23 protein-coding genes are annotated in these 22,672 nt (G+C 70.0%); 16 read left to right on the top strand and 7 right to left on the bottom strand.

The genetic code is table 11. The annotated features are described in order from the left end of the window. The first annotated feature begins 16 nt into the window (after window positions 1-16). The 7 genes from FZP69_RS09590 to FZP69_RS09560 all read left to right on the top strand — a co-directional run bounded on the left by FZP69_RS09590 (window position 17) and on the right by FZP69_RS09560 (window position 6,688). On the top strand, window positions 17-745 hold the full coding sequence (locus FZP69_RS09590; protein ID WP_152041095.1) for a DUF429 domain-containing protein: 729 nt from the start codon (window positions 17-19) through the stop codon (window positions 743-745). Between the two features lie 260 nt (window positions 746-1,005). Beyond that, window positions 1,006-1,470, top strand: a complete 465-nt coding sequence (locus FZP69_RS09585) for a hypothetical protein (protein ID WP_152041094.1) — start codon at window positions 1,006-1,008, stop codon at window positions 1,468-1,470. A 155-nt stretch (window positions 1,471-1,625) separates the two neighbouring features. Further along, complete coding sequence (locus FZP69_RS09580; RefSeq protein WP_152041093.1) at window positions 1,626-2,492, top strand: HpcH/HpaI aldolase/citrate lyase family protein; 867 nt, start codon at window positions 1,626-1,628, stop codon at window positions 2,490-2,492. Window positions 2,493-2,598: 106 nt separating this feature from the next. Next, window positions 2,599-3,855: a Glu/Leu/Phe/Val family dehydrogenase gene (locus FZP69_RS09575; protein ID WP_152041092.1), complete on the top strand. Its 1,257-nt coding sequence runs from the start codon at window positions 2,599-2,601 to the stop codon at window positions 3,853-3,855. 132 nt (window positions 3,856-3,987) lie between these two features. Next, entirely contained in the window at window positions 3,988-4,914 is a 927-nt protein-coding gene (gene pyrB, locus FZP69_RS09570; RefSeq protein WP_152041091.1) for an aspartate carbamoyltransferase, read from the top strand. Beyond that, on the top strand, window positions 4,911-5,372 hold the full coding sequence (gene pyrI / locus FZP69_RS09565) for an aspartate carbamoyltransferase regulatory subunit (protein WP_152041090.1): 462 nt from the start codon (window positions 4,911-4,913) through the stop codon (window positions 5,370-5,372). The genes pyrB and pyrI overlap by 4 nt, the downstream gene beginning before the upstream one ends. A gap of 473 nt (window positions 5,373-5,845) precedes the next feature. Next, a complete protein-coding gene (locus tag FZP69_RS09560) occupies window positions 5,846-6,688 on the top strand; it encodes a hypothetical protein (protein WP_152041089.1) in 843 nt (280 codons plus the stop codon). Window positions 6,689-6,942: 254 nt separating this feature from the next. On the opposite strand, the gene FZP69_RS09555 is transcribed toward FZP69_RS09560, so the two are convergent. Then, window positions 6,943-7,872, bottom strand: coding sequence for a PfkB family carbohydrate kinase (locus tag FZP69_RS09555; protein WP_152041088.1), 930 nt, complete (start codon window positions 7,870-7,872; stop codon window positions 6,943-6,945). 241 nt (window positions 7,873-8,113) lie between these two features. Between FZP69_RS09555 and FZP69_RS09550 the strand changes: the two genes are divergently transcribed. Next, window positions 8,114-9,067, top strand: a complete 954-nt coding sequence (locus tag FZP69_RS09550; RefSeq protein WP_152041087.1) for a nucleoside hydrolase — start codon at window positions 8,114-8,116, stop codon at window positions 9,065-9,067. A gap of 70 nt (window positions 9,068-9,137) precedes the next feature. On the opposite strand, the gene FZP69_RS09545 is transcribed toward FZP69_RS09550, so the two are convergent. Further along, a complete protein-coding gene (locus FZP69_RS09545; protein ID WP_152041086.1) occupies window positions 9,138-9,878 on the bottom strand; it encodes a ThuA domain-containing protein in 741 nt (246 codons plus the stop codon). Window positions 9,879-10,021: 143 nt separating this feature from the next. Between FZP69_RS09545 and FZP69_RS09540 the strand changes: the two genes are divergently transcribed. The 3 genes from FZP69_RS09540 (at window position 10,022) to FZP69_RS09530 (ending at window position 11,405) form a co-directional block, all read left to right on the top strand. Continuing rightward, complete coding sequence (locus FZP69_RS09540) at window positions 10,022-10,351, top strand: hypothetical protein (RefSeq protein WP_152041085.1); 330 nt, start codon at window positions 10,022-10,024, stop codon at window positions 10,349-10,351. An 80-nt stretch (window positions 10,352-10,431) separates the two neighbouring features. Continuing rightward, window positions 10,432-10,800 carry a hypothetical protein gene (locus FZP69_RS09535; RefSeq protein WP_152041084.1) on the top strand — a complete coding sequence of 123 codons (369 nt, stop codon included), beginning with the start codon at window positions 10,432-10,434 and terminating at the stop codon, window positions 10,798-10,800. A 50-nt stretch (window positions 10,801-10,850) separates the two neighbouring features. Beyond that, a complete protein-coding gene (locus FZP69_RS09530; protein ID WP_152041083.1) occupies window positions 10,851-11,405 on the top strand; it encodes a halocyanin domain-containing protein in 555 nt (184 codons plus the stop codon). A gap of 102 nt (window positions 11,406-11,507) precedes the next feature. Here the strand turns inward: FZP69_RS09530 and menC are convergent, their stop codons facing one another. The 4 genes from menC to FZP69_RS09515 all read right to left on the bottom strand — a co-directional run bounded on the left by menC (window position 11,508) and on the right by FZP69_RS09515 (window position 14,992). After that, window positions 11,508-12,563, bottom strand: a complete 1,056-nt coding sequence (menC, locus tag FZP69_RS09525; RefSeq protein ID WP_152041082.1) for an o-succinylbenzoate synthase — start codon at window positions 12,561-12,563, stop codon at window positions 11,508-11,510. 46 nt (window positions 12,564-12,609) lie between these two features. Continuing rightward, window positions 12,610-13,551, bottom strand: coding sequence for a 1,4-dihydroxy-2-naphthoate polyprenyltransferase (locus FZP69_RS09520; RefSeq protein WP_152041081.1), 942 nt, complete (start codon window positions 13,549-13,551; stop codon window positions 12,610-12,612). A 135-nt stretch (window positions 13,552-13,686) separates the two neighbouring features. Beyond that, window positions 13,687-13,836 (bottom strand): DUF7563 family protein, encoded by a 150-nt coding sequence (locus FZP69_RS22510; RefSeq protein ID WP_192918519.1) that lies wholly within the window; start codon window positions 13,834-13,836, stop codon window positions 13,687-13,689. A gap of 214 nt (window positions 13,837-14,050) precedes the next feature. Then, window positions 14,051-14,992, bottom strand: a complete 942-nt coding sequence (locus tag FZP69_RS09515; protein ID WP_152041080.1) for a 1,4-dihydroxy-2-naphthoyl-CoA synthase — start codon at window positions 14,990-14,992, stop codon at window positions 14,051-14,053. Between the two features lie 621 nt (window positions 14,993-15,613). Here FZP69_RS09515 and FZP69_RS09510 point away from each other — a divergent pair. The 3 genes from FZP69_RS09510 (at window position 15,614) to FZP69_RS09500 (ending at window position 19,023) form a co-directional block, all read left to right on the top strand. Continuing rightward, window positions 15,614-17,065 (top strand): HEAT repeat domain-containing protein, encoded by a 1,452-nt coding sequence (locus tag FZP69_RS09510; RefSeq protein ID WP_192918518.1) that lies wholly within the window; start codon window positions 15,614-15,616, stop codon window positions 17,063-17,065. Window positions 17,066-17,167: 102 nt separating this feature from the next. After that, window positions 17,168-18,466, top strand: coding sequence for an MFS transporter (locus FZP69_RS09505; RefSeq protein WP_240137513.1), 1,299 nt, complete (start codon window positions 17,168-17,170; stop codon window positions 18,464-18,466). 161 nt (window positions 18,467-18,627) lie between these two features. Beyond that, a complete protein-coding gene (locus FZP69_RS09500; protein ID WP_152041078.1) occupies window positions 18,628-19,023 on the top strand; it encodes a VOC family protein in 396 nt (131 codons plus the stop codon). A 21-nt stretch (window positions 19,024-19,044) separates the two neighbouring features. Here the strand turns inward: FZP69_RS09500 and FZP69_RS09495 are convergent, their stop codons facing one another. Beyond that, entirely contained in the window at window positions 19,045-20,220 is a 1,176-nt protein-coding gene (locus FZP69_RS09495) for a pyridoxal-phosphate-dependent aminotransferase family protein (protein ID WP_152041077.1), read from the bottom strand. Between the two features lie 182 nt (window positions 20,221-20,402). Here FZP69_RS09495 and FZP69_RS09490 point away from each other — a divergent pair, with 182 nt between their 5' ends. Beyond that, window positions 20,403-21,836: an alpha/beta hydrolase gene (locus FZP69_RS09490; protein WP_152041076.1), complete on the top strand. Its 1,434-nt coding sequence runs from the start codon at window positions 20,403-20,405 to the stop codon at window positions 21,834-21,836. A 122-nt stretch (window positions 21,837-21,958) separates the two neighbouring features. Further along, window positions 21,959-22,564, top strand: a complete 606-nt coding sequence (locus tag FZP69_RS09485; protein ID WP_152041075.1) for an MBL fold metallo-hydrolase — start codon at window positions 21,959-21,961, stop codon at window positions 22,562-22,564. Window positions 22,565-22,672: the final 108 nt, after the last annotated feature.

Here is a 22,672-nt window from a genome sequence, read left to right as displayed (position 1 = left end):
GGCCGCCGGGTGCTGTGTGTCCCGATACGTCGGCGTCGACGGCTGTTCGGCCGGGTGGTTCGCAGTAAGGTTCGACCCCGACGGCGGGGTCGACCACGGCTGTTACCCCGACTTCGAGCGCGTCCTCGGCGCCTTCCCGACGGCGGAGCGCCTGCTCGTCGACATGCCCATCGGCCTCCCGGAGACCGAGCGCCGCGCGTGCGACGAGGCCGCCCGGGAGCGGCTGGGATCGCGCGCCTCGACGGTGTTCTTCGCGCCGTGTCGGGCCGTGCTGGACGCGCCGGACCACGAGACGGCGTCGGTGGTGAACCGCGATCGGACGGGCTACGGGCTCTCGATTCAGGCCTGGCACCTCGTCCCCAAGATCAGGGAGGTCGACGCGACGCTCCGGTCGTCGCCGGCCGCGGCGTCGCGCGTGGTCGAGGCCCACCCGGAGCTGTGTTTCGCTGCGCTCGGCGACGGACCCGTCCTCACGTCGAAATCGGAGACGGCGGGGCGGACGGCGCGGCTCGACCGTCTCCGACCGGCGGTGCCCGACGTCGACGAGACGTACGCGGCGTGTCTCGACGCGACCCGCCGGAGCGACGTGGCGCGCGACGACGTGATCGACGCGCTGGTGCTCGCCGTCGCCGCGTCTCAGCCCCTGGCGCGACTACCCGACGTCCCCGACGCCGACGTCCCGCGCGACCGCGTCGGTCTCCCGATGGAGATCAGATTCCCCGACATATCCGATTCGATCAAATGATTCGTAAAAATCAATGTATTAGTACAATATGTACGATATATAGTGTACATACAACTGTCTCGAAAGGTTTTTATTGTACAGTCCACTCTCCGCAGTTGGCGCGAACGATGCCCTGACCAACCGCATCCCACCGTGTGTCTCAGTACCTGCCATGTCTTCGCGCCACCGTACTGCGACCGAAGACGGCGACGTCATCACCCTGCCATCGTCGCCTCCCTTCGTCGCGAAACCCTCTAACGGATCGCGTCCTCAGAGCGAGTATGTACACCGGCCAGACGGAACAGCCGTGCTGTCTCTGTGCCGACGACGACACCGTCGCCCGACTCGATCTGCCGCCGCGAGCCGTGACGCTGATGCGGAACGCGGACCCCATCGCGTGGCGTGACATCGTCGGCGAGGTGTCGATCCACTTCTGCGAGAGCGACTGGCAACTCGTGCGCGACCTCGTCCTCGAGATGGGGATGCTGCCGCTGTCGCGGTGTAACGTCGCTCACGCCTCGTTCTCGCTGCGGGAGGACTTCGAGGCGCTCCTGAACGCGACCCGTGACGAACCCGACCAGACCGAACTCGAGGGGCGGCTGCTCGCGCGGAGTCTGGCGACCATCGACGACCCCGACGCCGAGCCGCAGGCGGCGGTCCAGGCGCGAGTCGTCGTCCACGCGCTCGACGAACTCGGTGTCGCCGACGACGTCGACGTCGACGCGCACGCCGTCGACCACGCGTAGCGCGGTCGGTCTCTCCGCGTGGAGATCCCCTCCACGTGGTGGTTCTCCCACGCGGTCGTCGACCGGAGCGAGTGTCCGCCCGGTGCACTCGGCACGAGACCACACCCGTGTACGGGAGGACAACCTTCTTGCGGGCGTCGGCCGTCGACGCCCCCATGACCCGGCGGAGCGTCCTCTTCTCACCCGGCGATCGACCCGAGCTACTGCGCAAGGCACCCGCGAGCGGGGCGGACACCGTCGTCTTCGACCTCGAAGACGCCGTCGCCCCGTCACGGAAGGACGAGGCGCGGGCGGCGGTTCGTGCGGTGCTCGTCGATCCGGCGTTCGACCCCGACTGCGAGGTCGCCGTCCGCGTCGGCGACCCCGAGGCCGACCTCGACGTCCTGCTCGGTTCCGACGACGCGGACGGCGACGAGGTCCGACTCGACGCCGTCGTCGTCCCGAAGGTGGAGTCGGTCGACGACGTCGTCGCTGTGGCGGATCTCGTCGCGTCTCACGGCGTCGACGTCCCGCTCCTCGCGCTGGTCGAGACGGCGACTGGGGTGCTGAACGCGGCGGCCGTCGCCGGGACGGAACCGGTCGACGCGCTCGTCTTCGGGGCCGAGGACTTCGCCGCGTCGGTGGGAGCGACACGCACGGCCGAGGGGGCCGAGGTACTGTACGCCCGCCAGCGCGTGCTCGTCGCGGCCCGCGCGGCCGGCGTCGACGCCATCGACACCCTGCACACGGATTACGAGGACGACGAGGGGCTTCGTGCACAGACGGCCACGACCGTCCAGCTGGGTTACGACGGCAAACTCGCCATCCACCCGCGACAGGTCACGATCATCAACGAGGCGCTCACGCCGGACGCGGACCGGATCGAGTGGGCACGGCGCGTGCTCGCGGCGAAGGACGACGCCGACGCGGCGGGTCGTGGGGTGTTCAGCGTCGACGGCGAGATGATCGACGCGCCGCTCGTCACGCAGGCCGAACGGACGCTCGAACGGGCCCGTGCTGCGGGTGTCGTCGAGGACGGGTGAGCACCGGGGTCGGTCGTGGGGGGACGAGAGAGTATTAGGTGTATTAGGTCTACCCTATGATACATACTCCGGCACACTTATTCTCGCTCCCGGTGGTGGTTCCACCATGCCTGACGAGGCGAACCCGTTCGAGAGTCTCCAGGAACAGATCGACGACGCGGCCGCCTACCTGGACGTCCCCGCGGACGTGGTGAACCGGCTCAAACACCCCGAACGGGTCCTCGAACTGACGCTCTCGGTCGAGCTGGACGACGGGACGCTCGAGACGTTCCGCGGGTTTCGATCGCAGTTCAACGGCGACCGGGGACCGTACAAGGGTGGCATCCGTTACCACCCGAACGTCTCGCGCGACGAGGTGAAGGCGCTCTCGGGGTGGATGGTGTACAAGTGCGCCGTCGTCGACATCCCCTACGGCGGGGGCAAGGGCGGCATCGTGATCGACCCTCGTGGCTACTCCGAGTCGGAGCTGGAGCGCGTCACCCGAACGTTCGCCAAGGAACTCCGCCCGTTCATCGGCCCGGACAAGGACATTCCCGCGCCGGACGTCAACACGGGTCAGCGTGAGATGAACTGGATCAAGGACACCTACGAGAAACTGGAGAACACGACGGCACCGGGCGTCATCACGGGGAAGTCGCCCGCCAACGGCGGCAGTGCGGGCCGTGTCGAGGCGACCGGCCGGTCGGTGATGCTCGCTTCCCGCGAGGCGTTCGACTACCTCGACAAGGACGTCACGGGGGCGACGGTCGCGATTCAGGGGTACGGCAACGCCGGGTCGGTCGCCGCGAAGCTCATCGAGGATCTCGGCGCGAACGTCGTCGCCGTCTCGGACTCCTCGGGCGCGGTGTTCCACCCCGGCGGACTGGACACACGCGCCGTCAAGGAGTTCAAGCGAGAGACCGGTTCCGTCTCGGGGTACGCCGACGCCGAGGAGGAGTTCTCGAACGAGGAACTGCTCACGATGGACGTCGACCTGCTGGTGCCGGCGGCACTCGAAAACGCCATCGACGCCGAACTCGCGACCCAGGTAGAGGCGGACGTCATCGTTGAGGCGGCGAACGGGCCGATCACGCCCGACGCCGACGACATCCTCACCGAGAAGGAGGTGACCGTCGTCCCGGACATCCTCGCCAACGCCGGCGGCGTCACCGTCTCGTACTTCGAGTGGGTGCAGAACCGCCAGCGGTTCGCCTGGACCGAGGAGCGTGTCAACGACGAACTCGAACGGATCGTCGTCGACGCGTTCGACCGGCTGGTCGAGGCGTACGAGGAGCACGACCTGCCGAACTTCCGAACCGCGGCGTACGTCGTCGCGATCCAGCGCGTCGCCGACGCCTACCGCGGAGCCGGAAGCTGGCCGTAGACGCACTCCCAGAGTCGACCGTCGTGACCGGACCGTCGGCTCCGTTCGACGAGGTCGCCTCACGAGAGACGGCTCCCCGACGATCGCATCCGTCCGGGAGATTCAAGCCCCTGCCACGTCCGAAGTACACTGATGCGTTACGACCACCTCATCTCCGCCGCGCAGTTGTCGCGCGCCGACGTCGAGGCGGTGTTGGACCGCGCCGCCGAGATCGACGCCGACCCGACGGCGGTTCGCGAGCGCCACGCCGGAAAGGTGCTCGCACTCTGTTTCTTCGAACCCAGCACACGGACGAAGATGAGCTTCGACACGGCGATGAAACGGCTCGGCGGCGAGACGATCGACATGGGGTCGGTCGAGTCCTCGTCGGTGAAGAAAGGCGAGTCGCTCGCCGACACGGTCCGCGTCATTCAGGGGTACGCCGACGCGCTCGTGCTCAGACACCCTGCGGAGGGTTCGGCACGGATGGCGTCCGAGTTCGTCGACGTCCCGCTCGTCAACGCGGGCGACGGCGCGGGTCAGCACCCCTCACAGACCCTGCTGGACCTGTACACGATCCGCGAGAACGTCGGCCTCGACGACATCACCGTCGGTATCATGGGCGATCTCAAGTACGGGCGGACGGTCCACTCGCTGTCGATGGCGCTGACCAACTTCGACGTCCGCCAGCACTTCGTCTCGCCGGAGTCGCTCCAGCTGCCCCGGAGCGTCCGGTACGACCTCCACCAGGCGGGCGCGCAGGTCCGCGAGCACGCCGACCTCGACGAGGTCCTCCCCGAACTCGACGTGCTGTACGTCACGCGCATCCAGCGCGAACGCTTCCCCGACGAGCGCGAGTATCGCGAGGTGGCGGGCGAGTACCAGATCGACGCGACGACGCTCGCGGACGCGAAGGAGTCGCTGGCCGTGATGCACCCCCTGCCGCGGGTCGACGAGATCGATCCCGCCGTGGACGACCTGCCGCAGGCGAACTACTTCGAGCAGGCGCACAACGGCGTCCCCGTCCGGATGGCGCTCCTCGACAGTCTCCTGGGGCACACCGACTCACAGTCACCATGACCGAACACGAACTCCGCGTCTCGAAGATCCGCAACGGGACCGTCATCGACCACGTCACCGCCGGACAGGCGCTGAACGTCCTCGCGATTCTCGGCATCGACGGCTCGGCCGGCGAATCCGTCTCGATCGGCATGAACGTCCCGTCCGGCCGGATCGCCCGCAAGGACATCGTGAAGGTCGAAGACCGCGAGCTGAGCCAGTCGGAGGTGGACGTCCTCTCGCTCATCGCTCCAGAGGCGACGATCAACATCGTCCGCGACTACGAGGTGGTCGAGAAGAACCGCGTCGAACGGCCCGACCGCGTGGTGGGGGTGCTCTCGTGCCCGAACCACAACTGCATCACGAACGCGGACGAGCCCATCGGCTCGGAGTTCTCCGTCCTCCCGGAAGGGCTCCGCTGTGAGTACTGCGGCACGTTCATCCGCGAGGCGTTCGCCGACCACATCGACGCCTCCTGACTCCGGGCCCGTGACCGTGCGCGCGGTCTATTGCTTCTACGCGACGAGTCGCTCCCGGCCGCCCGAAGGACGCGAACCGGAGTGCGTCGGACGCGTCGTGGCCCGTGCCGCCCCGCGAGAGGGTTCGGTCGTCTCTCACACCGTCCTCCCTCGCGAGGCACGGCTCAGCTACGAGAGGGCCACCCTCTCTCGCTCGGACTCGCCTCGTTGCCTACTCCGGACACTCCGTCGAAACGAGCGAAACGGATTTGTACGTCGTCGGAGTAGTTCCACGTATGTCCAGCAAAGCGAAACTGGTCCTCGTCGTCGCGCTCGTCGCACTCGTCTACGTCATGGTCTCGTCGGGGGGCGACCCCGTCGAGGTCCCGACCGAGTGAGACCGCGACGCCGGGCGAGCTGACCAAATCGACGAATCGACCGAATCGACGGCACCGAACGAAAACCGTTACCCACCTCGGGCCGCTTTTTCGCGCATGTACGGTGTCGTCACGCGAAACGCGGAGGAAGTCGAGTGGAGCGACTTCGACCGGGGCTTCTACGAGGTCAAGGACGTCACGGGCCGAGCGGCCGCGCCGCTCCCGAACGCCGTGAACATGGTGTCGTGTTTCGGTGACAACGCCGCGGCCGACGAGAACCCCGACCTCGTCCCCGTCGACGAGGAGGGCCGACTCGCCACCAGAGACCGCACCTACTTCGACTGGGCGTACGTCTGCCCGACGAACGATCGCTACCGCGAGGGGCTACTCGAGATCGTCGACGACTGCGTCGCCGAGAACGACGACGTCCGCCTCGACGACGTCGGCTTCCCCCGCGCGGAGTTCTGTCACTGTGACCGGTGTGAGCGGCTCTTTCACGAGAGCGACTTCGACGACTGGTTCGACTGGCGTGCCTCCGTGATCACTGACTTCGTCGCCGAGGCCGCGGCGAGGGTGCCGGGCCGATGCTATCTCACGCTCTACCCCGACCCGTATCCGGGCCACCTGTACGAGCGGGCCGGTCTCGACCTCGACACCCTGAGCGAGCACGTCGACGAGTTCGTCGTCCCGCTATACGACACCCACTACGGGACGACCTACTGGCTGGAGACGATCGCGAAGGGGTTCCAGACGAGACTCGCGGGGCTCGACGTCGACTTCTCGGTCGAACTGTACGCCGTGAACGTCGACGTCGACGACCTGATCCACGCGACAGAGGTCGCCGCTGCCTACGGGAGAGACGTCCTGTTCGGCTACGACGCGAGCAACGCCGCCGCCGCCCTCCGGCGGATGCGGGCCGACGCCGAGCCGGGAGAGACGTACACGCCCGACGACGCGTAGCTACAGTCCGGAGAGGAAGACGATGACCGCGATGCCGAGGACGGTCATCAGGATCGCGAAGACGAACAGGCCGATCATCAGCCGTTTCTGTCCCTTCGTGGCTTCTGCCATATCCGTGGCAGGTGTGCCACGGTCTTAGGCGCACCGCCTCCCGGGTCCGACCACGAAGCGGGAGCGACCCACGAAGCGGGAGCGACCCACGAGGCGGGAGCGACCCACGAGGCGGGAGCGTCCCGCGAGTTCACACCCGGTGGTCAGCGCCGGGCGTCGACCGTCTCGGCGTCGGGGACCGACGGCTGGACGCCGTGTTCTTCGGTCGAGAGCGCCGCGGCGGTCACCGCGCGTTCGACGGCGCTCCAGTAGTCGTTCCCGGTCGACAGCGACGCCGCGAGGTAGCCGGTGAAGACGTCGCCGGCCCCGGTGGTGTCGACGGCGTCGACCGCGGGCGGGGCGACCTCGAACGACTCCGGGCCGGCCACCCGCACTGGTCTCGGGCCGCGGGTGACGACGAGCGTCCCCTCGAACGTCGACAGCGCCCCGTTCAGTCGGGCGTACTCGTGTTCGTTCGGGACGACGACGTCGACCGCCGCGTGACTCACGAGCGGTTCGGATCCCGCGACGGGCGCGGGGTTCACGACGACCGTCGGTGGGTCCGGTTCGTCGAGGAGTCGGTCGAGGAGCCAGGTGACGCCGTCGAGTGGGATCTCGTTCTGCAGGAGGAGACAGGAGGCGTCGCGGACGGTGTCGTACCGCGACTGGACGTAGTCGCGGTCGACGGCGGCGTTCGCGCCCGCGAGGATGGCGATGCGGTTCTCGGCCGCCTCGTCGACGACGATGTACGCCGAACCCGTCGGCCCATCGACGTGCGCGACCTCGGTGACGTCGACGCCGTGCGCGCCAACACCCGCAGACACCCGGTACCGTTCGTCGTCCTCGCCGACGGCGCCGAGAAAGGCCGTGTCCGCGCCCGCGCGAGCCGCGGCGACCGCCTGGTTCGCACCCTTCCCGCCGAGCGAGAGTTCGGACAGCCGATCGCGGAGCGCCTCGGGGACCGAGGAGACGGCGACCGTCTCGCCCGGCTCCGGCAGCCAGTCGTACTGCGCTTCGAGCGCCGCGACCGCGTCGTCGTCGAGATAACCCACGTGGTCGACGTTGACGCTCCCGAGACTCACCACGTCGTGCATACACTCCTGTCGTGCGTCGGGGGTAGTTGGCTGTTGGGATATCCGTCCGCCACCCCGAACCGTCCGCCGGGCGACGCCGCGTCTCCGTCGCGCCCGCGTTCGTCGCGGGAGCCGACCGACGACACGCGACCACGACCGACGACACACGACGACGGTTGACGGGACGTGACCACGCGATCGTGGCCGACGGGACGCACGACGACCGACAGTATTTCCAACTCGCCCGCGAGGGGGTGAGTACATGGACCGACGAGTCATCGTCGACACGGACACCGCGGGCGACGACACGCAGGCGCTGGTGCTGGCGCTCGCGTCGGAGCGGCTGACCGTCGAGGCCGTCACCGTCGTCGCCGGCAACGTCGAGTTCGAGTACGAGGTGGAGAACGCGAAGTACACGCTCTCCGTGCTCGACCGCGAGGACGTCCCGGTGTACGAGGGAGCCCGGTCGCCACTGCTGAAAGAGTGGGACCACGCCGACCACGTCCACGGCGAGGGCGGGCTCGGCGGCGACCTGTTCGCCGACACGGGGATCGACTCGGCCGACGGGCACGCCGCCGACGCCATCGTCGAGCACGCGCGCGACGCCCCGGGCGAACTCTCGCTCCTCTGCATCGGCCCGCTCACGAACGTCGCGCTCGCGCTCGCCCGCGAACCCGAGCTCCCCGACCTCCTCGACGAGGTGGTCGTGATGGGCGGGGCAGTGGGCTGTCTCGGCAACGACACGCCCGCGGCGGAGTACAACTTCTGGGTCGACCCCGACGCCGCCAAGCGCGTCGTGCGCGACCTCGACGTGACGCTGGTCGACTGGGGGCTGGTGCTCCGCGACGCCTTCCTGGGAGCCGACGACATCGCCCGCCTCGAGGGAGTGGACACGCCACGGGCGGACTTCTTCGAGACGATCTCGACCGCGCCCCGGCAGTTCACCCGCGAGACCACTGGCGAAGACGGACTGACGCTCCCGGACTCGCTGGCCGCGGCGTGCCTGATCGCCCCGGAACTGATCGAGGAACAGGCACGGTACCACGTCGACGTCGACGAACGCGAGGGGCTCACGCGCGGCTACAGCCTCGTCGACGTCAACGGCGTGCTCGACGAACCACCGAACGCGACCGTCGTCGAGTCGGTCGACGCCGACCGCTTCACGGAGCTGTTCCTGGCGACGCTCTCGGGGGAGTCGCCCGAGTCGGCGCTCTGAGCGTCTCCGAACGCGTGGTGCGTCTCCGAGCCGACGACCGAGCCGACGACCGAGCCGACGAGCCCATCGCTCAGCCGAGGTCGACGTCTTCGACGGGATCGGACCGCTCGAACCGCGGCGTCGGTCCCCCCCGGGGACGGGCCCACTCGACGGCGTTGGCGAGCACCCGCCGGATCTCGTCCTGGTAGTAGATCGGGTACGTCTCGTGGCCGGGCCGGAAGTAGAACACCCGGCCCTTCCCGCGCGTGTAACAGCAGCCACTGCGGAACACCTCGCCGCCCTCGAACCACGAGCAGAACACCAGTTCGTCGGGTGCGGGCACGTCGAAGCGCTCGCCGTACATCTCCGCGCGCGGGACGACGAACAACTCGTCGAGGCCCGCGGCGATCGGGTGGCCCGGTTCGACGACCCACAGGCGTTCGCGTTCGCCGGCCTCGCGCCACTTCAGCGCGCAGGAGGTCCCCATCAGCCGTTTGAACGGCTTGGAGTAGTGCCCCGAGTGGAGGACGACGAGGCCCATCCCCTCCCGGACCCGGTCGCAGACACGCTCGACCACGTCGTCGCGAACCTCGTCGTGTGCGCGGTGACCCCACCACGTCAGGACGTCCGTCTCCGCCAGCACGTCGAGAGAGAGCCCGTGGGCCGGGTCGTCCAGCGTCGCCGTCCGCGTCTCGAAGCCGTGAGCCGCGAGTCCATCGGCGATGGCCGTGTGGATGCCGTCGGGGTACACCTCCGCGACGGCGTCGGAGTCACGTTCGTGTCGGTACTCGTTCCAGACGGTAACCGTCGGCGGTGAGGAGGTCGGCGGCATCGGTGTATCGGGTGGTCGTCGCCGGGGGTGATGAACGTGCCGCGTGAGCCTCCTGGCGCGTTCGGCGAGTGTGTCGCGAACGTCCCGTGAACGGCGACAGGAGCGAGCGAAGCCCTGACGTCTCTCGGCCGTCTACGGCGGGTATGGCCTACCGGTTCGTCAGTGCACGCCCGATCGACGGCCGGCTGTCGGCCCTCCGCGACCGGCTCGACAGTGGGGAGATCGACGGGATGGAGCCGTTCGGCGAGGCGATGACCCGCGCGCTCACGAACGCGAAGTTCGACCCGGAGACGGGTGAGGCAGTCTGGGTCGAGGAGGACTACTGTTCGCCGCCGCTGGCGATGGAACGCCCCGTCCTCGACGACTACTTCGACGACGTGACGGTCGTCGACGCGGACGTCGACGAGGCCGAGGGGTGGGAACGGATCGAGGACCTGCCCTCGCTCTGGGACCGGCTGTCGACCCAGCCGTAACACCGCGCTCCTGCCATCGTACCGCTCGCGCGACACCGACCGGCCGAACGGTTCAAACCGATCCGTTCCTAACCGCGATCGTGTTCGACATCGAACCAGCGCAACACCCCGACGACCGCGACGACCGGGCCGACGAGGCCGGTCCCTGGCTCGCCATCCTCGGGGCGAGCGCGATCGCGTGGGTCGTACTCGCGGTGTTCGACTGGCGACTCCTCGCCGAGGGGACGTTCCTGTGGGCGACAGTCGAGAGCCTCGCGACGCTGGTGTTCGCCCCGCTCGCGGCCGCGGCGCTCGTTCAGGACACCCGCTCGCTCGGTGTCGGCGGTGTCGAGGTCGGCCCGTCCAAGTGGCTGTACGCCGCGGTCGCGCTGTTCTTCCCGCCGGTGGGCGTGCTCTACCTGTGTCACCGACACGTGCTCGTCGGGTGGCGGGCCGACTCGCTCGGCTGATCGCCGGCGAAATCCGTCCCGATAAGAGGCAGGAGGTCGGAGTCCGTCGTATGGACGATCGAACGGGGCCAGTGGCCCGACGGCGGGTCCTCCAGCTGGGTGCCCTCCTCGGAACGGCGGCCGTCGCCGGCTGCACCGGCGGTGGCGGCGGGAGCAACGGGGGCGGGAGCAGTGGGGACGAAGGTAGTGAGGGCGACGGCAGTGACGGCAGCAGTGGCGACGGTGGGAACAGTGGCGACGGAGGCGACGGACCGGCGGAGCCGTCGTACGACGGCTGGCTCGACGACGCGCCGAACTACGACGGCTCGACCGTCGACCGCACCGACGCCGACACCGTGACGGTCGCCGTCGGGGCTGGCAACGGTCTGCTCTTCGACCCACCAGCGATCCGTGTCACGACGGGGACGACCGTCGTCTGGGAGTGGACGGGCAAGGGTGGACAGCACAACGTCCAGGAGCGCGACGGGGCGTTCGAGTCCGAACTCGCCTCCGCCGAAGGGGCGACGTACGAGCGGACGTTCGACGAGCCGGGTGTCGTCCTGTACTTCTGTCTCCCGCACCAGGCAGTCGGGATGAAGGGAGCCGTCGCGGTCGTCGACGGCTGATCGCGCGTCTTCACCGCCGCAACTTTCGGCGGCGGCTCGCTCGTCTCCACCCACCCGTATCCGACGCGTCCACTCGTGACGGCGACTTCGACGGCGGATCCGCTACGGCGTCGGGTCGACGTCGAGCGTCGCGAACGCGTCCCCGGCGAGTCCCGGTCCCTCGGGGATCGCCATCCGCCCGTCGACGACCGGTGCAGGGTCGGACGCGAGGTCGCGCGCGAGCATCGAGCCGGTGGCGAGCCCGCACGCCGGCGGGTCGCCGAGCGCCGCGGCGACGTGCAGCGCGGCCGTCCGGGCGACGACCGCGTCGATGGTCGTCGTGACGACGCTCTCGACACCGGCCTCGCCCGCCAGTTCGGCCAGCCCGAGCGTCCGTGCCGGTCCGCCCTGCGCCATCGGCTTCAGGACGAGGACGTCGGCGGCGTCGGCCGCGAGCACCTCCTCGACGGCCGTCGCCGCGAGCGTCTCGTCGACGGCGATGCGGAGGTCGGTCGACGTCCGGAGCGCGGCGTGCCCTCCCAGTTCGTCGGCCGGGAGGGGCTGCTCGACGTAGTCGAGCGACAGTCCCTGCGCACCGACGCGGTCGACGAACCGCTCGGCTTCCGTGCGCGACCACGCGCCGTTCGCGTCGACGCGCAGGTCGACGTCGGGCGCGGCGTCGCGGGCGGCGGCGACCCGCTCGACGTCCGTCTCGACGGGTCGGACGCCGACTTTCAGCTTCACGCAGTCGTAGCCCGCGTCGGCCGCCTCGCGCGCGGCGTCGGCCGTCTCGGTCACGCCCGCGTCGCCGACGGTCGCGTTGACCGGCACCGTCTCCGCGACGGGCGCTCGCGCGCCGGCGAGAAACCGGACGAGCGACTCGTCGGCGGCCTTCGAACGCGCGTCGAACAGCGCGAGGGAGACGGCGTGTCTGGCGGCGGGGGCGTCGTCGAGGATGCCCGTCGAGAGCGCGGCCCCGAGGTCGTCGACGAGGTCAAGCGCGCGGCGGCAGGCGTCGACCGACTCGGTCCACCCGGGGAGCGGCGTGGCCTCGCCCACGCCCGCGACCCCGTCGACGGCTCCGCGAACGACGAACCCGCGACGGCGGTCGATCGAGCCGTGCGCCGTCGACAGCGGCGTCCGCAACGGGAGCTCGAACGGCGTCACGTCGACGGTCACGGTCGACGCTCCCGGGCCGAGCGACGCTCGACGCACGAGATACACGTCACAGGACGAACCCCACCGCCGCGAGGACGGCGTACAGCGCGAGCGTCTTGCCGGTCTGTTCGAGCGCGGGGTTCAGCGCCGCGCCGGTCAACTCGGTGAGGACGGTCCGGGTGACGGCGACCGCGAGCGGCAGCGACAGCAGCGGGAGGAGGACGGGCAGGCCGAACCCGGGAGTCGACACCAGGTAGAGGGGGACGGCGTACGCGAGCACGAAGAGCGCGACGTACTCGGCGCGGGCGAACCCCGACCCGAACCGGACGGCGAGGGTCCGTTTACCAGTCCGGGTGTCCTCGGCCCGGTCGCGGAGGTTGTTGACGACGAGGATGTTCGTCGAGACGGCCGCGACGGGGAGCGACGCGACGATCACCGCGGTGGTGACGGTTCCCGGTGGGATCGCGACGGGGAAGACACCCGAGAGCACGGCGGCCGCCTGGACGTAGTACGTGCCCGTGACGGCGACGACACCGAAGAAGACGAAGACGAACACGTCACCGAGGCCGTGGTAGCCCAGTGGGTACGGACCTCCGGTGTAGGCGATCCCCGACGCCACGCTCAACAGGCCGACGACGAGGATGGGAACCCCGCCGACGGCGACGAGGTAGGTGCCGACGACGACGCTCGCGAGGAACGTGAGGTACATCGCCCGTTTGACCTCGGGCGCGGAGATGAGTCCCGAGGCGGTGACGCGGGTGAACCCCTCCCGCTCGTCGGTGTCGGCACCCTGGACGGCGTCGTAGTAGTCGTTCGCGAAGTTGGTCCCGATCTGGATGAGCGCCGCGCCGACGAGCGCGACGAGCGCCGGCAGCGGGGCGAACACCCCGTCGTGGACCGCGAGCCCGGTCCCGACGACGACGGGTGCGGCGGCCGCCGGCAGCGTCTGTGGCCGGGCAGCCATCACCCAGGCTCGGGTTCGGGAGACCTCGTTCGTGCTCGCGCTCATTGTCGACTGTTCGGGACGCGACGGGCCTAAATGGTCCGTTTCCCGTGGCTCGGCGAGGGCCGGATTCCGCAACGAGTTCGGTCGGCGTCGCGTGACTCGCGTCGCGTCAGTGCGCGGGGGCTAGTCGTGGCCGACCTACCGCTCGCGCGCCCGTTGTGAGGCGATCTGTGCGATCCCGTCGTTCGGGGCGCAGCTCGGACAGGCGTGGATCTCGCCGAACGCGTCCGCGAAGACGCGGGCGAATCGGTCCGAGACGTGTCGGCCGCAGTGGTCACACGCCGGCATCGGTTCGCTCCCTGTGTCGTGTCATCGTTCTCTCCTCTCCCCGGCTCGAGCGACGACGGACTGATAAAAGAAGACTTTCCGGGATTTCACCCAAATCTTCACCCATTCGCGCGACGGCCGTGGCGGCCAAGGCGTGGATGTGAAACCGTGACGGGCCGACCACGAGCGCATCGGCCGCGATCGACACATCGCGACGAGGGGAGACGGTCAGGGATCAGTAGTGCCAAGGGAACCGTCTGAACTCCGGTTCGCGCTTCTCCAGGAAGGCGTCTCGCCCTTCCTGAGCCTCGTCGGTCATGTACGCCAGCCGTGTCGCCTCTCCCGCGAAGACCTGCTGGCCGACCAGCCCGTCGGTGTCGAGGTTGAACGCGAACTTCAACATGCGGATGGCGGTGGGCGACTTCCGGGTGATCTCGTCGGCCCACGCGAGCGCCACGTCTTCGAGCTCCTCGTGGGCGACCACCTCGTTCACCATCCCCATCTCCGCGGCTTCGGCGGCGTCGTAGTTCCGCCCGAGGAAGAAGATCTCGCGGGCCTTCTTCTGGCCGACCTGGTGGGCGAGATAGGCCGAGCCGAAGCCGCCGTCGAAGGAGGCGACGTCGGCGTCGGTCTGTTTGAAGACGGCGTGTTCCCGCGAGGCGAGCGTGAGATCGCAGACCACGTGCAGCGAGTGCCCGCCGCCGACGGCCCACCCGGGTACGACCGCGATCACGGGTTTGGGCATGAATCGGATGAGTCGCTGGACCTCGAGGATGTGGAGGCGACCGACGCGCGGGGCGTCGTCGTCCCCGTGCTCGTCTCCCTGGCCGTCCGCACTCTCGTCCTCCCCCGCGTCGTCGTCATCGCGGTACTCGTAACCCGACGACCCCCGGATCGCCTGATCGCCGCCCGACGAGAAGGCCCACCCGCCGTCCCTCTCAGAGGGTCCGTTCCCGGTCAGGAGCACACACCCGACCTCGGGGTCCTGCCGGGCGTGGTCGAGGGCGACGTACAGTTCGTCGACGGTCCGCGGGCGGAACGCGTTGCGGACCTCGGGACGGTCGAACGCGATCCGGACGGCGGGGACGTCGGTCGCACGGTGGTAGGTGACGTCGGTAAAGCCGGCGGCGGCGTCCACCGGCTCCCACTGCTCGGCGTCGAAGCACTCAGAGACCATGATGCGAGGGCGGGACGGACGCGCAAAAAGATTCGCTCTCCACCGCCCATCGTGTTCAGTCAGTCGAATGATGCCAGACGGCGAAGGACCGGAGCCACCGTTCGGCTGTCTCTGGATCGACCGCGGCGTCCGGCCGATATCGTTCCCCAGTGACTCGAATCACCGTCTCGTCGCGAGTGGTCTCGGGCGACGGCGACTGTACCGTCTCGTTCGGCCCCTGCGAGACGGCGTCGGGGGACGCACACCAGCGCACTTCGAACGTGCTCGCGGGCGCATCGGCTTTCCCGGGGTGAGCCCTTTCGATCGCCTGTGAGCGGTCGAATCGCGACGGTGTCGAGGTCCGTTCGACTCGCTCCCTCTGTGTCCGGTGGGTCGCCTCGTCGTCGACCACGTCGTCGGAGTCGTGCTCGACGGTGCCCCCGCCGAGCACCGGTCGTGTTCGTCGGGAGCGCCCCCACGGAGGACTGTCGTCAGGGCCACCGACGACTCGCAGACGGAGATCACGCCGCCTAGCCGACGACGAAGATGACTGTCGTCCGAGGAATAATTTCAAGAGCAGTGATCTCGAATCGAAAACCGAGCGACAGTGAGTTGGACACCGAAGACGAGCGAGGTAGTCGGGTGAGCGGAGAAGAGCCGAAGCGGAACGAGACCAGCGCGACGACGACCGACGAACCGCCGCCCGCGACCGTCGACGCGTTGCTGGCGTCGATCCGGTCGTTCGCCGCGGAGGTCGTGGTCCTCCACTGCGTCGAAGACGGCCGCCAGCGGCCGACGTTCGCGACCGACGTCAGTCCGGTCCCGGACGGTGCTCGGTCGGACGACACGCCCGCAGTCGACGTCTCGTGTGTCACCGCCGAACCGCCGGTCGCGCGCCCGATCCCTCTCGAGGCGATCGAGTCCGTCCGGCCGATTCCGGACCGCGCGGCGGTGACCGCGGCGCTGCCACCCGACACACACGCCAGGGCGACGATCCTCCGGGGTCTCGCCGACCACGCGCCGGCGCTCGTCGACGTCGCGGTCGTCCTCTCGGTGCTCGATCGAGACCCGTCCGCACACCCCGCGGCACTGGTCGCGGCGCTCGACTGTCTCGCCCGGCTCGCACGGGACCGACCGGACGACTGTCTGGCCGCGGTGCCGCGCGTGGGGACGCTCGTGTCCCGGACGACCGGGGCTGAGACTGGGACTGAGACGATCGGGGCAGACACGACCGGAAGAGACGAGATTCGGACCGGGGCACTCGCCGCGTTCGCGGCCCTCGCGGCGACGTGCCCAGAACACGTCACGCCGCACGTTTCGAGCGTGTTCCCCGCGCTCGACGCGCCGGGCCCCGTCGACGCGTCCGCGGCGGTCGCGTGCGTCGCACACGTCGCGGGCGACGATCCCACCGCAGTCGTCGACTGCGCGGACGACCTCGCCGGTTTCCTCGACGGGGACGACGCCGACGGGCGGAAACACGCGACGTACGCGATCGGCCGGATCGCCGCCGTCGACCCCGGAGCCGTCCGCCCGATGGTCGGACGACTCGTCTCGGTCGTCGACGACCCGACGGCCCCGCAGGTGACGCGGTTGAACGCGACCTGTGCAGTCGGTCGCGTCGCCCGCGAGTGGCCGGACGCGGTCGTCGACCACGTGCCGACGTTCGTCGCGGTGCTCGACGCCGACACCGCCGGCGTGGGGATTCGCGCCAACGCTGCCGGCGTCGTCGGCGACGTCGCCGTGACTCACGTGGTCGACGTCCGACGTCACGTCGACGCACTGGTGGCGGCCGTCGACGACGAGGACGGCGTCGTCCGGGCCAACGCCACCACCGCGGTCGCCCGCGTCGCCCGCGAGTTCCCCGATGCCCTCGTCGACGCCGTCGACAGGCTGGTCGGCTGCCTCGACGACGAGGAGTCGCTCGTCCGGGAGAACGCCTGCTGGACCCTGGGGTACCTCCGGGAGGACGCACGGGTCGCTCGCTCGGAGCTCGACCGGCTCCGCGTCGACGACGCGAGCCAGCGGGTCCGTGATCGGGCGTGCTGGGCGGTCGACGAGGTGACCGGTGGCGACGGAGAGCGCGCCGGCGACTGAGTCGTCCCAGTCTCGGCTCCGCCACACTTCGACGACTGACAAACGACCCGTCGGCGACCGGCGAATCGCAACGGGTTTGACTCCGGTCGAACGATCCCGGACGTGATACGTCGCCCCGCGACTTTCCTCCCCTCTCTCTCCCCGTTCGTGGCGCTGTACGTCTCGCGGTTCGCCGGCGGGTTCGGCTTCATCATCCTCGCGACGCTCCTGCCGAAGTACATCGAGGTGCTGGACCCCTCGGCCGTGACGGTCGTCGGCCTGACGCTCTCCGCGGGGGTCGTGATCGGCCTGTTCACCACCGGGTTCACGCTCTCGTCCGGCCTCGCCGTCGTCCCGATCGCCTGGTGGGGCGACCGGGGTGACAAACGCCGGGTGCTCGTGGCCGCCCTCGCGCTCGGGATCGTCGTCTACGCGGCCTACCCGCTGGTCGAGACGAGCCTCGGGTTCGTCCTGTTGCGGGTGGTCCAGGGACTGACCTTCGTCGGCATCTCGCTCATGTCGCTCGGGCTCGTCGGCCAGCTCGCCACGACGGGCACGCGGGCGAACTACATCGGCAAGGCCAACGCCTGGGCGTTCGCCGCCTCGATCGTCGGGAGTCTGAGCGCGGGCATCCTCTACGACCGCTACGGGTTCGGTCCCGTGTTCACCGTCGTCACCGCCGTCTTCGTGGTGGCGACGGCACTCGTCTGGGTGGCGCTCCCGGGCGACGACACCGTCGTCGACGGCTTTCCCTTCTCGGACCTCGCGCTCAACCGTCGTATCCTGACCGTCGCCACGTTCCGGACCCAGTACGCCGTCGCCGTCACGCTGGTTCGGACGTGGGTGCCGATCTTCGCCGGCGTCTCCGCCGCGACCGGGGGCCTCGCGTACGGCGGGCTCGCGGTGAGCCTCACGGTCGTCGCGGAGAAGTTCACCAACATGCTCTCCCAGCCGACGATGGGTCGGCTCTCGGACCGCTACGGTCGGGCCGCGTTCGTCGCGGCCGGTGGCACCGGCTACGGGGTCGTCGCCGTCGCCGTCCCGTTCGCCCCGTCCGTGGGCGCGTCGCTCGGCCTCCCGGCGACGCTCCCGCTCCTGGGGCCGCTCTCGCCCGCGTTCCTCCCACTCGTGGCGCTCAGTGGGTTGCTGGGCGTCGCCGACAGCCTCCGCGAACCCGCCAGCATGGCGCTGTTCGCCGACGAGGGCACCGACTCCGGCGGAGTCGCCTCCAGTTTCGGCGTCCGCGACCTGCTCTGGCGGCCGGGGAGCATCGCCGGGCCCCTGCTGGGTGGGTGGCTCATGACCGAGGTGGGCATGGGCTGGGTGTTCTACGTCGGTGGCGCGTTCGCGCTCACTGGCGTCGCTGCGTTCCTCGCCACGCTCGTCGTGCTCCACGGCCCGAACGCGCTCTCGGAGTGGTGACGCCACGGCGACTCCCACGGACCGCCCGGACCGATCGCGCTCCGGGGCGGACACGACGCGCGAGACACCCGGACGATCCGCGGGCACTCTCGACGTGCTGCCGACCCGGAGACGTCGACCGTGCCGGTACCGCTTTGGACGTCGTCGTCCTCTGAGCGGCCATGACCGACAGCCCTGTCACCGGCATCGACCACCTCGTCCTGTACGCGACCGACGTCGAGGCGACCTGCGAGTTCTACGCCGACACGCTCGGTGTCGCGGAACGAGAGACGTTCGGCGACGACCGGATCGCCCTCTCGTTCGGCACCACGAAGCTCAACCTCCACCCCGCCGGCGACGTCGACGTCCTCCACGCCACCGATCCCGCGCCGGGTTCGGCCGACTTCTGTCTGGTCGTCGACGAAGCCGTCGAGCGCCTCGGCCAGCGGTTCGAAGACGCCGGCGTCGCGGTCGTCGAGGGACCCGTCACGCGGACGGGTGCCCGTGGCTCGATGCGGTCGATCTACGTCCGGGACCCCGACGGGAACCTCGTCGAGTTCGCGCGCTACGACGACTGACGGACGTCGGGCGGGGAGAGGTCAGTCGTCCGACGCGGCGGCCGCCGCCTGGCCGTCGGGATCGTACCCCTCCTTGCGGAGGGCGTCCGCGAGCGCTGCGAGGAGGTACTCGACGTTCTTCCGGCGGGCCGAGTAGCCCATACAGCCGATCCGCCAGATCTCACCCGAGAGGCCGCCCAGCCCCGAGGCAATCTCGAGACCGTACGCCTCGAGGAGGTGGGAGATCACGGCGCCATCGTCGACGCCGTCGGGGACGCGAACCGCGTTCAGCGAGGGGAGCCAGAGGTCGTCGGGGGCGTTCATCTCGAGCCCCATCGCCTCCACGCCGGCCTTGAGTTCGCCCGCCACCTCGCGGTGACGCTCCCAGCGGGCCTCGATCCCCTCCTCGGCGGCGAGGCGGAGCGCCTCCCGAAGCGCGTAGACGGTTGTGATGGGCGCCGTGTGGTGGTACGCGCGCTCCTCGCCCCAGTACTGTGCCAGGAGTGAGAGGTCGAGATACCACGACCGGGGTTCGGTCTCGCGGCCGCGGATCTTCTCCATCGCGCGGTCGGAGACGGTGATCGGGCTGGCACCCGGAGGCGCGGAGAGGCACTTCTGGGCGGCGGAGTAGGCGACGTCGACCCCCCACTCGTCGACGTGGACGGGGACGCCACCGAGCGAGGTGACGCAGTCGGCGATCACGTACGCGTCGTGGTCGTGGGCGACGTCGACGATGTCGGCCATCGCGGGCTGGCGGATGCCGGTCGTCGTGGCCGCGTGACAGATCCCGACCACGTCGATCTCTTCCTCGGCGAACGCTCGCTCGACCTCCGCGACGTCGATCGGCTCGTTCGCCGCCGTCGGGAGCGACACGACGTCGCCGCCGGCACGCTCGGCCATCGCGGCCATCCGGTCGCCCCAGTACCCATTCGTCCGGAGGAGGACGCCCTCGCCCGGCTCGACGAGGTTGCCGATCGAGGCCTCCATCGCCGACGAGCCGGTGCCGCTCACCGCGAGCGTCCACTCGTTGTCGGTGCGGAACGTGTACCGCAGGAGTTCCTGTACCTCGTCCATCACTTCGAGGTACGCCGGATCGAGGTGTCCGAGAAGCGGGGTGTTCATCGCGCGAAGCACTCGCGGGTGGACCTCGCTGGGACCGGGGCCCATCAGCGTCCTGTCCGGCGGTGTCAGCTCACCGATGTCTGGGGCGTCGTCCATACGTGCGGTTGTCGGTCCCTCAATAAAAAGCCGTACGGCCCGGCGCTCCGACTCGACGCGACCGACACGCGCGGGTCGACAGTGGCGATGTTTCATCGAGTCCTCTCGGATATCTGAATATCGATCGGCATCTCGGTCGAAGCCACGCGAACGACCAAGTGGAGGACGCGCGTTCCGGACGTATGGACACTCTGGAGACCCCCGCCGTCCACCGGCTCCTCGCATCCCCTGTGGGAGGACTGCTCGACGCGCGCTGGTTCGAACGGCTGAAGCGCCGTGCGCTCCGCCGGGACTTCGCCGTCCAGCGCGCCCGCGCCGCGGCCGACGTCGCCGTCGGCGTCGCGCCCGAGGCGTACCTCCACGAGGTCGACGCGCCACCGGCACCGCACCTCCACGGTCGCATCGAGGCGGCACTCGCCCGGTACGCCCCGCGGCGCGACGCGGCGCTCGACGCGACCGAGCGGTGGACCGAGGTCGTCTGGGACCCGTCGTCGACGGTCGCCGAACGCCTCGACGCGGAGCGCGAGCGCCGCCGGGCCGAACACCGACGACGCGACGCCGCCGACTGCTTCGGCTTCCTCGTCGACGACCACCTCGTCCCACCCGTCGCGTACGACGTCCCCGATCCGGATCGGGTGCTGACGACGCACCGCGCCGGTCTCGCCTCGCCCGCGGCCGTGTACGACGTTCCCGAGCGTCCGCCGCGGGTGGAGCGATCGGACTGGCTGCCCGGTCCCGGCACGGTCGAGTACTGGCTCCGGTTCCCGTCGCCGTCACCGTTCGTCGAGGGTGACGCCGTCGCGCGCGTCTACGAGCCGCCCGACCCCGCCGACGACCTCCCGACGCTCGTCTACTACGGCGGGCTCGGGATGGCGAACGACTGCGTCGACTACTGGCCCGAGGAGGCCTCTCTCGGGCGGGCGCTCGCCGCTCGCGGGATTCGCGTGGTGCTCCCCGACGCGCCGTGGCACGCCCGTCGCGAGCCGATCGGACGGTTCAGCGGCGAGGCGTACCTCGCGCGGGCACCCGAGTCCACGTTCGAGCTGTACGCGGCGGCCGCCGTCGAAGCGGGCGTCTTCGTCCAGTGGGCCCGGGGTGAGAACGCGCCCGCGTCGGGATCGGACCCCTCACCCGTGATCCTCGGCGGCATCAGCCTCGGCGGGATCGTGACGATGCACGCCGCGGGGCGCTGTGGCGGCTGGCCCGCGGCCGCCCGGCCGGACGCCGTCGTCCCCGTCGCGGCCACGGGCGACGTCGACGCGGTGCTCGTCGAGGGCGGGCTCACGCCGACGCTGGACCTCGACGACGCTCTAGGGGCCACGGGGTGGTATCCACGTCTGCACGAACTCGGTCCGCTCTTGAACCCACCCGACGCGTGTGGTCTCGACCCCGAGCGGGTGTTCCCCGTCTACGGCACCCGCGACGACCTCGTCCCGGCCCGCACGCTCACGCCGACGCTCGACGCGTGGGGCGTCCCGGCCGAGAACCGGACCGCCTGGGAGACGGGACATTTCGGCGTCCTGCTCCGGACGATCCGTGGCGACCTCGGCGACGTGATCGACCGGGCGCTGGCGCGTGGTCCCGCTCGCACGCGGCGGACGGCGTCCACCGGGTGAGTCGGCATCGAGTCGAGAGCACCGCTCGCGGGGTGGCTCGGCGTCGGGTCCGAACACCGCCCGTGGTGTGAACCGCGCCGTGGACGGGCAACGCCGAAGTAGCCCGGGCACCTCTCACGGCTGTGATCCACAACATCGCTCGCGACGTCCAGGCGTTCACCAGCAACGCCTTCCTCGTCTCCCCCGAAGCCCGCGGCGGCCACGGCGACGACGGACGCACCGTCCTCGTCGACGCCGGGGCGAACTTCGACGCCGTCTCCCACCTCGAGGGCGACGTCGACCACCTCGACGCGGTCGTGCTCACGCACACCCACCCGGACCACGTCGGCAACGTCGACGCGATCAGAGAACGGTTCGGCGTCGAGACGTGGGGGTTCGACGGCTCCCACGACGCGGTCGACAACGCGGTCGACGACGGCGACGTCGTCCGCATCGGCACCGGCGACTACCGCGCGCTCCACACGCCCGGCCACGCCGTCGACCACCTCTGCCTCCACGACCCCGACGGGGGCGTCCTCTTCGCCGGCGACCTCGTCTTCGCGGGCGGGAGCTTCGGCCGGACCGACCTCCCGGGGGGTGACCGTGCGACGCTGGTCGAGAGCATCGAACGCGTGGTCGACACCGTCGGTCCGGAGCTGCAGGCGCTACACACGGGCCACGGCCCCAGCGTCGTCGACGAGCCGTCCCGGGCTCTGGAGCTGTCGTTGCAGGCCGCACGGACGAGATAGATGTAGAGTGGGGGCGAGAGGCGGGGAACGAACGAGCAACGGTGGCGCCGCGTGGACGGCTGATCCGCCCGTGACCGGACGGCGCAACTGCTCCGTTCGTCCGGCCGG

It is taken from the genome of Salinigranum salinum, assembly GCF_009176545.1.
Classification (GTDB): domain Archaea; phylum Halobacteriota; class Halobacteria; order Halobacteriales; family Haloferacaceae; genus Salinigranum; species Salinigranum salinum.
Note: the sequence above shows the minus strand (reverse complement) of the source record. Positions and strands in the feature narration are given on the sequence as shown.

What these genes read in the sequence shown, in the direction of transcription:
- FZP69_RS09530 (WP_152041083.1), top strand. Translation starts at nt 10,851, where the DNA reads ATGGACGATCGAACGGGGCCAGTGGCCCGACGGCGGGTCCTCCAGCTG.
- FZP69_RS09520 (WP_152041081.1), bottom strand. Translation starts at nt 13,551, where the DNA reads ATGAGCGCGAGCACGAACGAGGTCTCCCGAACCCGAGCCTGGGTGATG.
- FZP69_RS09560 (WP_152041089.1), top strand. Translation starts at nt 5,846, where the DNA reads ATGTACGGTGTCGTCACGCGAAACGCGGAGGAAGTCGAGTGGAGCGAC.
- FZP69_RS09540 (WP_152041085.1), top strand. Translation starts at nt 10,022, where the DNA reads ATGGCCTACCGGTTCGTCAGTGCACGCCCGATCGACGGCCGGCTGTCG.
- FZP69_RS09490 (WP_152041076.1), top strand. Translation starts at nt 20,403, where the DNA reads ATGGACACTCTGGAGACCCCCGCCGTCCACCGGCTCCTCGCATCCCCT.
- FZP69_RS22510 (WP_192918519.1), bottom strand. Translation starts at nt 13,836, where the DNA reads ATGCCGGCGTGTGACCACTGCGGCCGACACGTCTCGGACCGATTCGCC.
- FZP69_RS09555 (WP_152041088.1), bottom strand. Translation starts at nt 7,872, where the DNA reads ATGCACGACGTGGTGAGTCTCGGGAGCGTCAACGTCGACCACGTGGGT.
- FZP69_RS09500 (WP_152041078.1), top strand. Translation starts at nt 18,628, where the DNA reads ATGACCGACAGCCCTGTCACCGGCATCGACCACCTCGTCCTGTACGCG.
- pyrB (WP_152041091.1), top strand. Translation starts at nt 3,988, where the DNA reads ATGCGTTACGACCACCTCATCTCCGCCGCGCAGTTGTCGCGCGCCGAC.
- FZP69_RS09585 (WP_152041094.1), top strand. Translation starts at nt 1,006, where the DNA reads ATGTACACCGGCCAGACGGAACAGCCGTGCTGTCTCTGTGCCGACGAC.
- FZP69_RS09495 (WP_152041077.1), bottom strand. Translation starts at nt 20,220, where the DNA reads ATGGACGACGCCCCAGACATCGGTGAGCTGACACCGCCGGACAGGACG.
- FZP69_RS09580 (WP_152041093.1), top strand. Translation starts at nt 1,626, where the DNA reads ATGACCCGGCGGAGCGTCCTCTTCTCACCCGGCGATCGACCCGAGCTA.
- FZP69_RS09550 (WP_152041087.1), top strand. Translation starts at nt 8,114, where the DNA reads ATGGACCGACGAGTCATCGTCGACACGGACACCGCGGGCGACGACACG.
- FZP69_RS09545 (WP_152041086.1), bottom strand. Translation starts at nt 9,878, where the DNA reads ATGCCGCCGACCTCCTCACCGCCGACGGTTACCGTCTGGAACGAGTAC.
- FZP69_RS09575 (WP_152041092.1), top strand. Translation starts at nt 2,599, where the DNA reads ATGCCTGACGAGGCGAACCCGTTCGAGAGTCTCCAGGAACAGATCGAC.
- FZP69_RS09515 (WP_152041080.1), bottom strand. Translation starts at nt 14,992, where the DNA reads ATGGTCTCTGAGTGCTTCGACGCCGAGCAGTGGGAGCCGGTGGACGCC.
- pyrI (WP_152041090.1), top strand. Translation starts at nt 4,911, where the DNA reads ATGACCGAACACGAACTCCGCGTCTCGAAGATCCGCAACGGGACCGTC.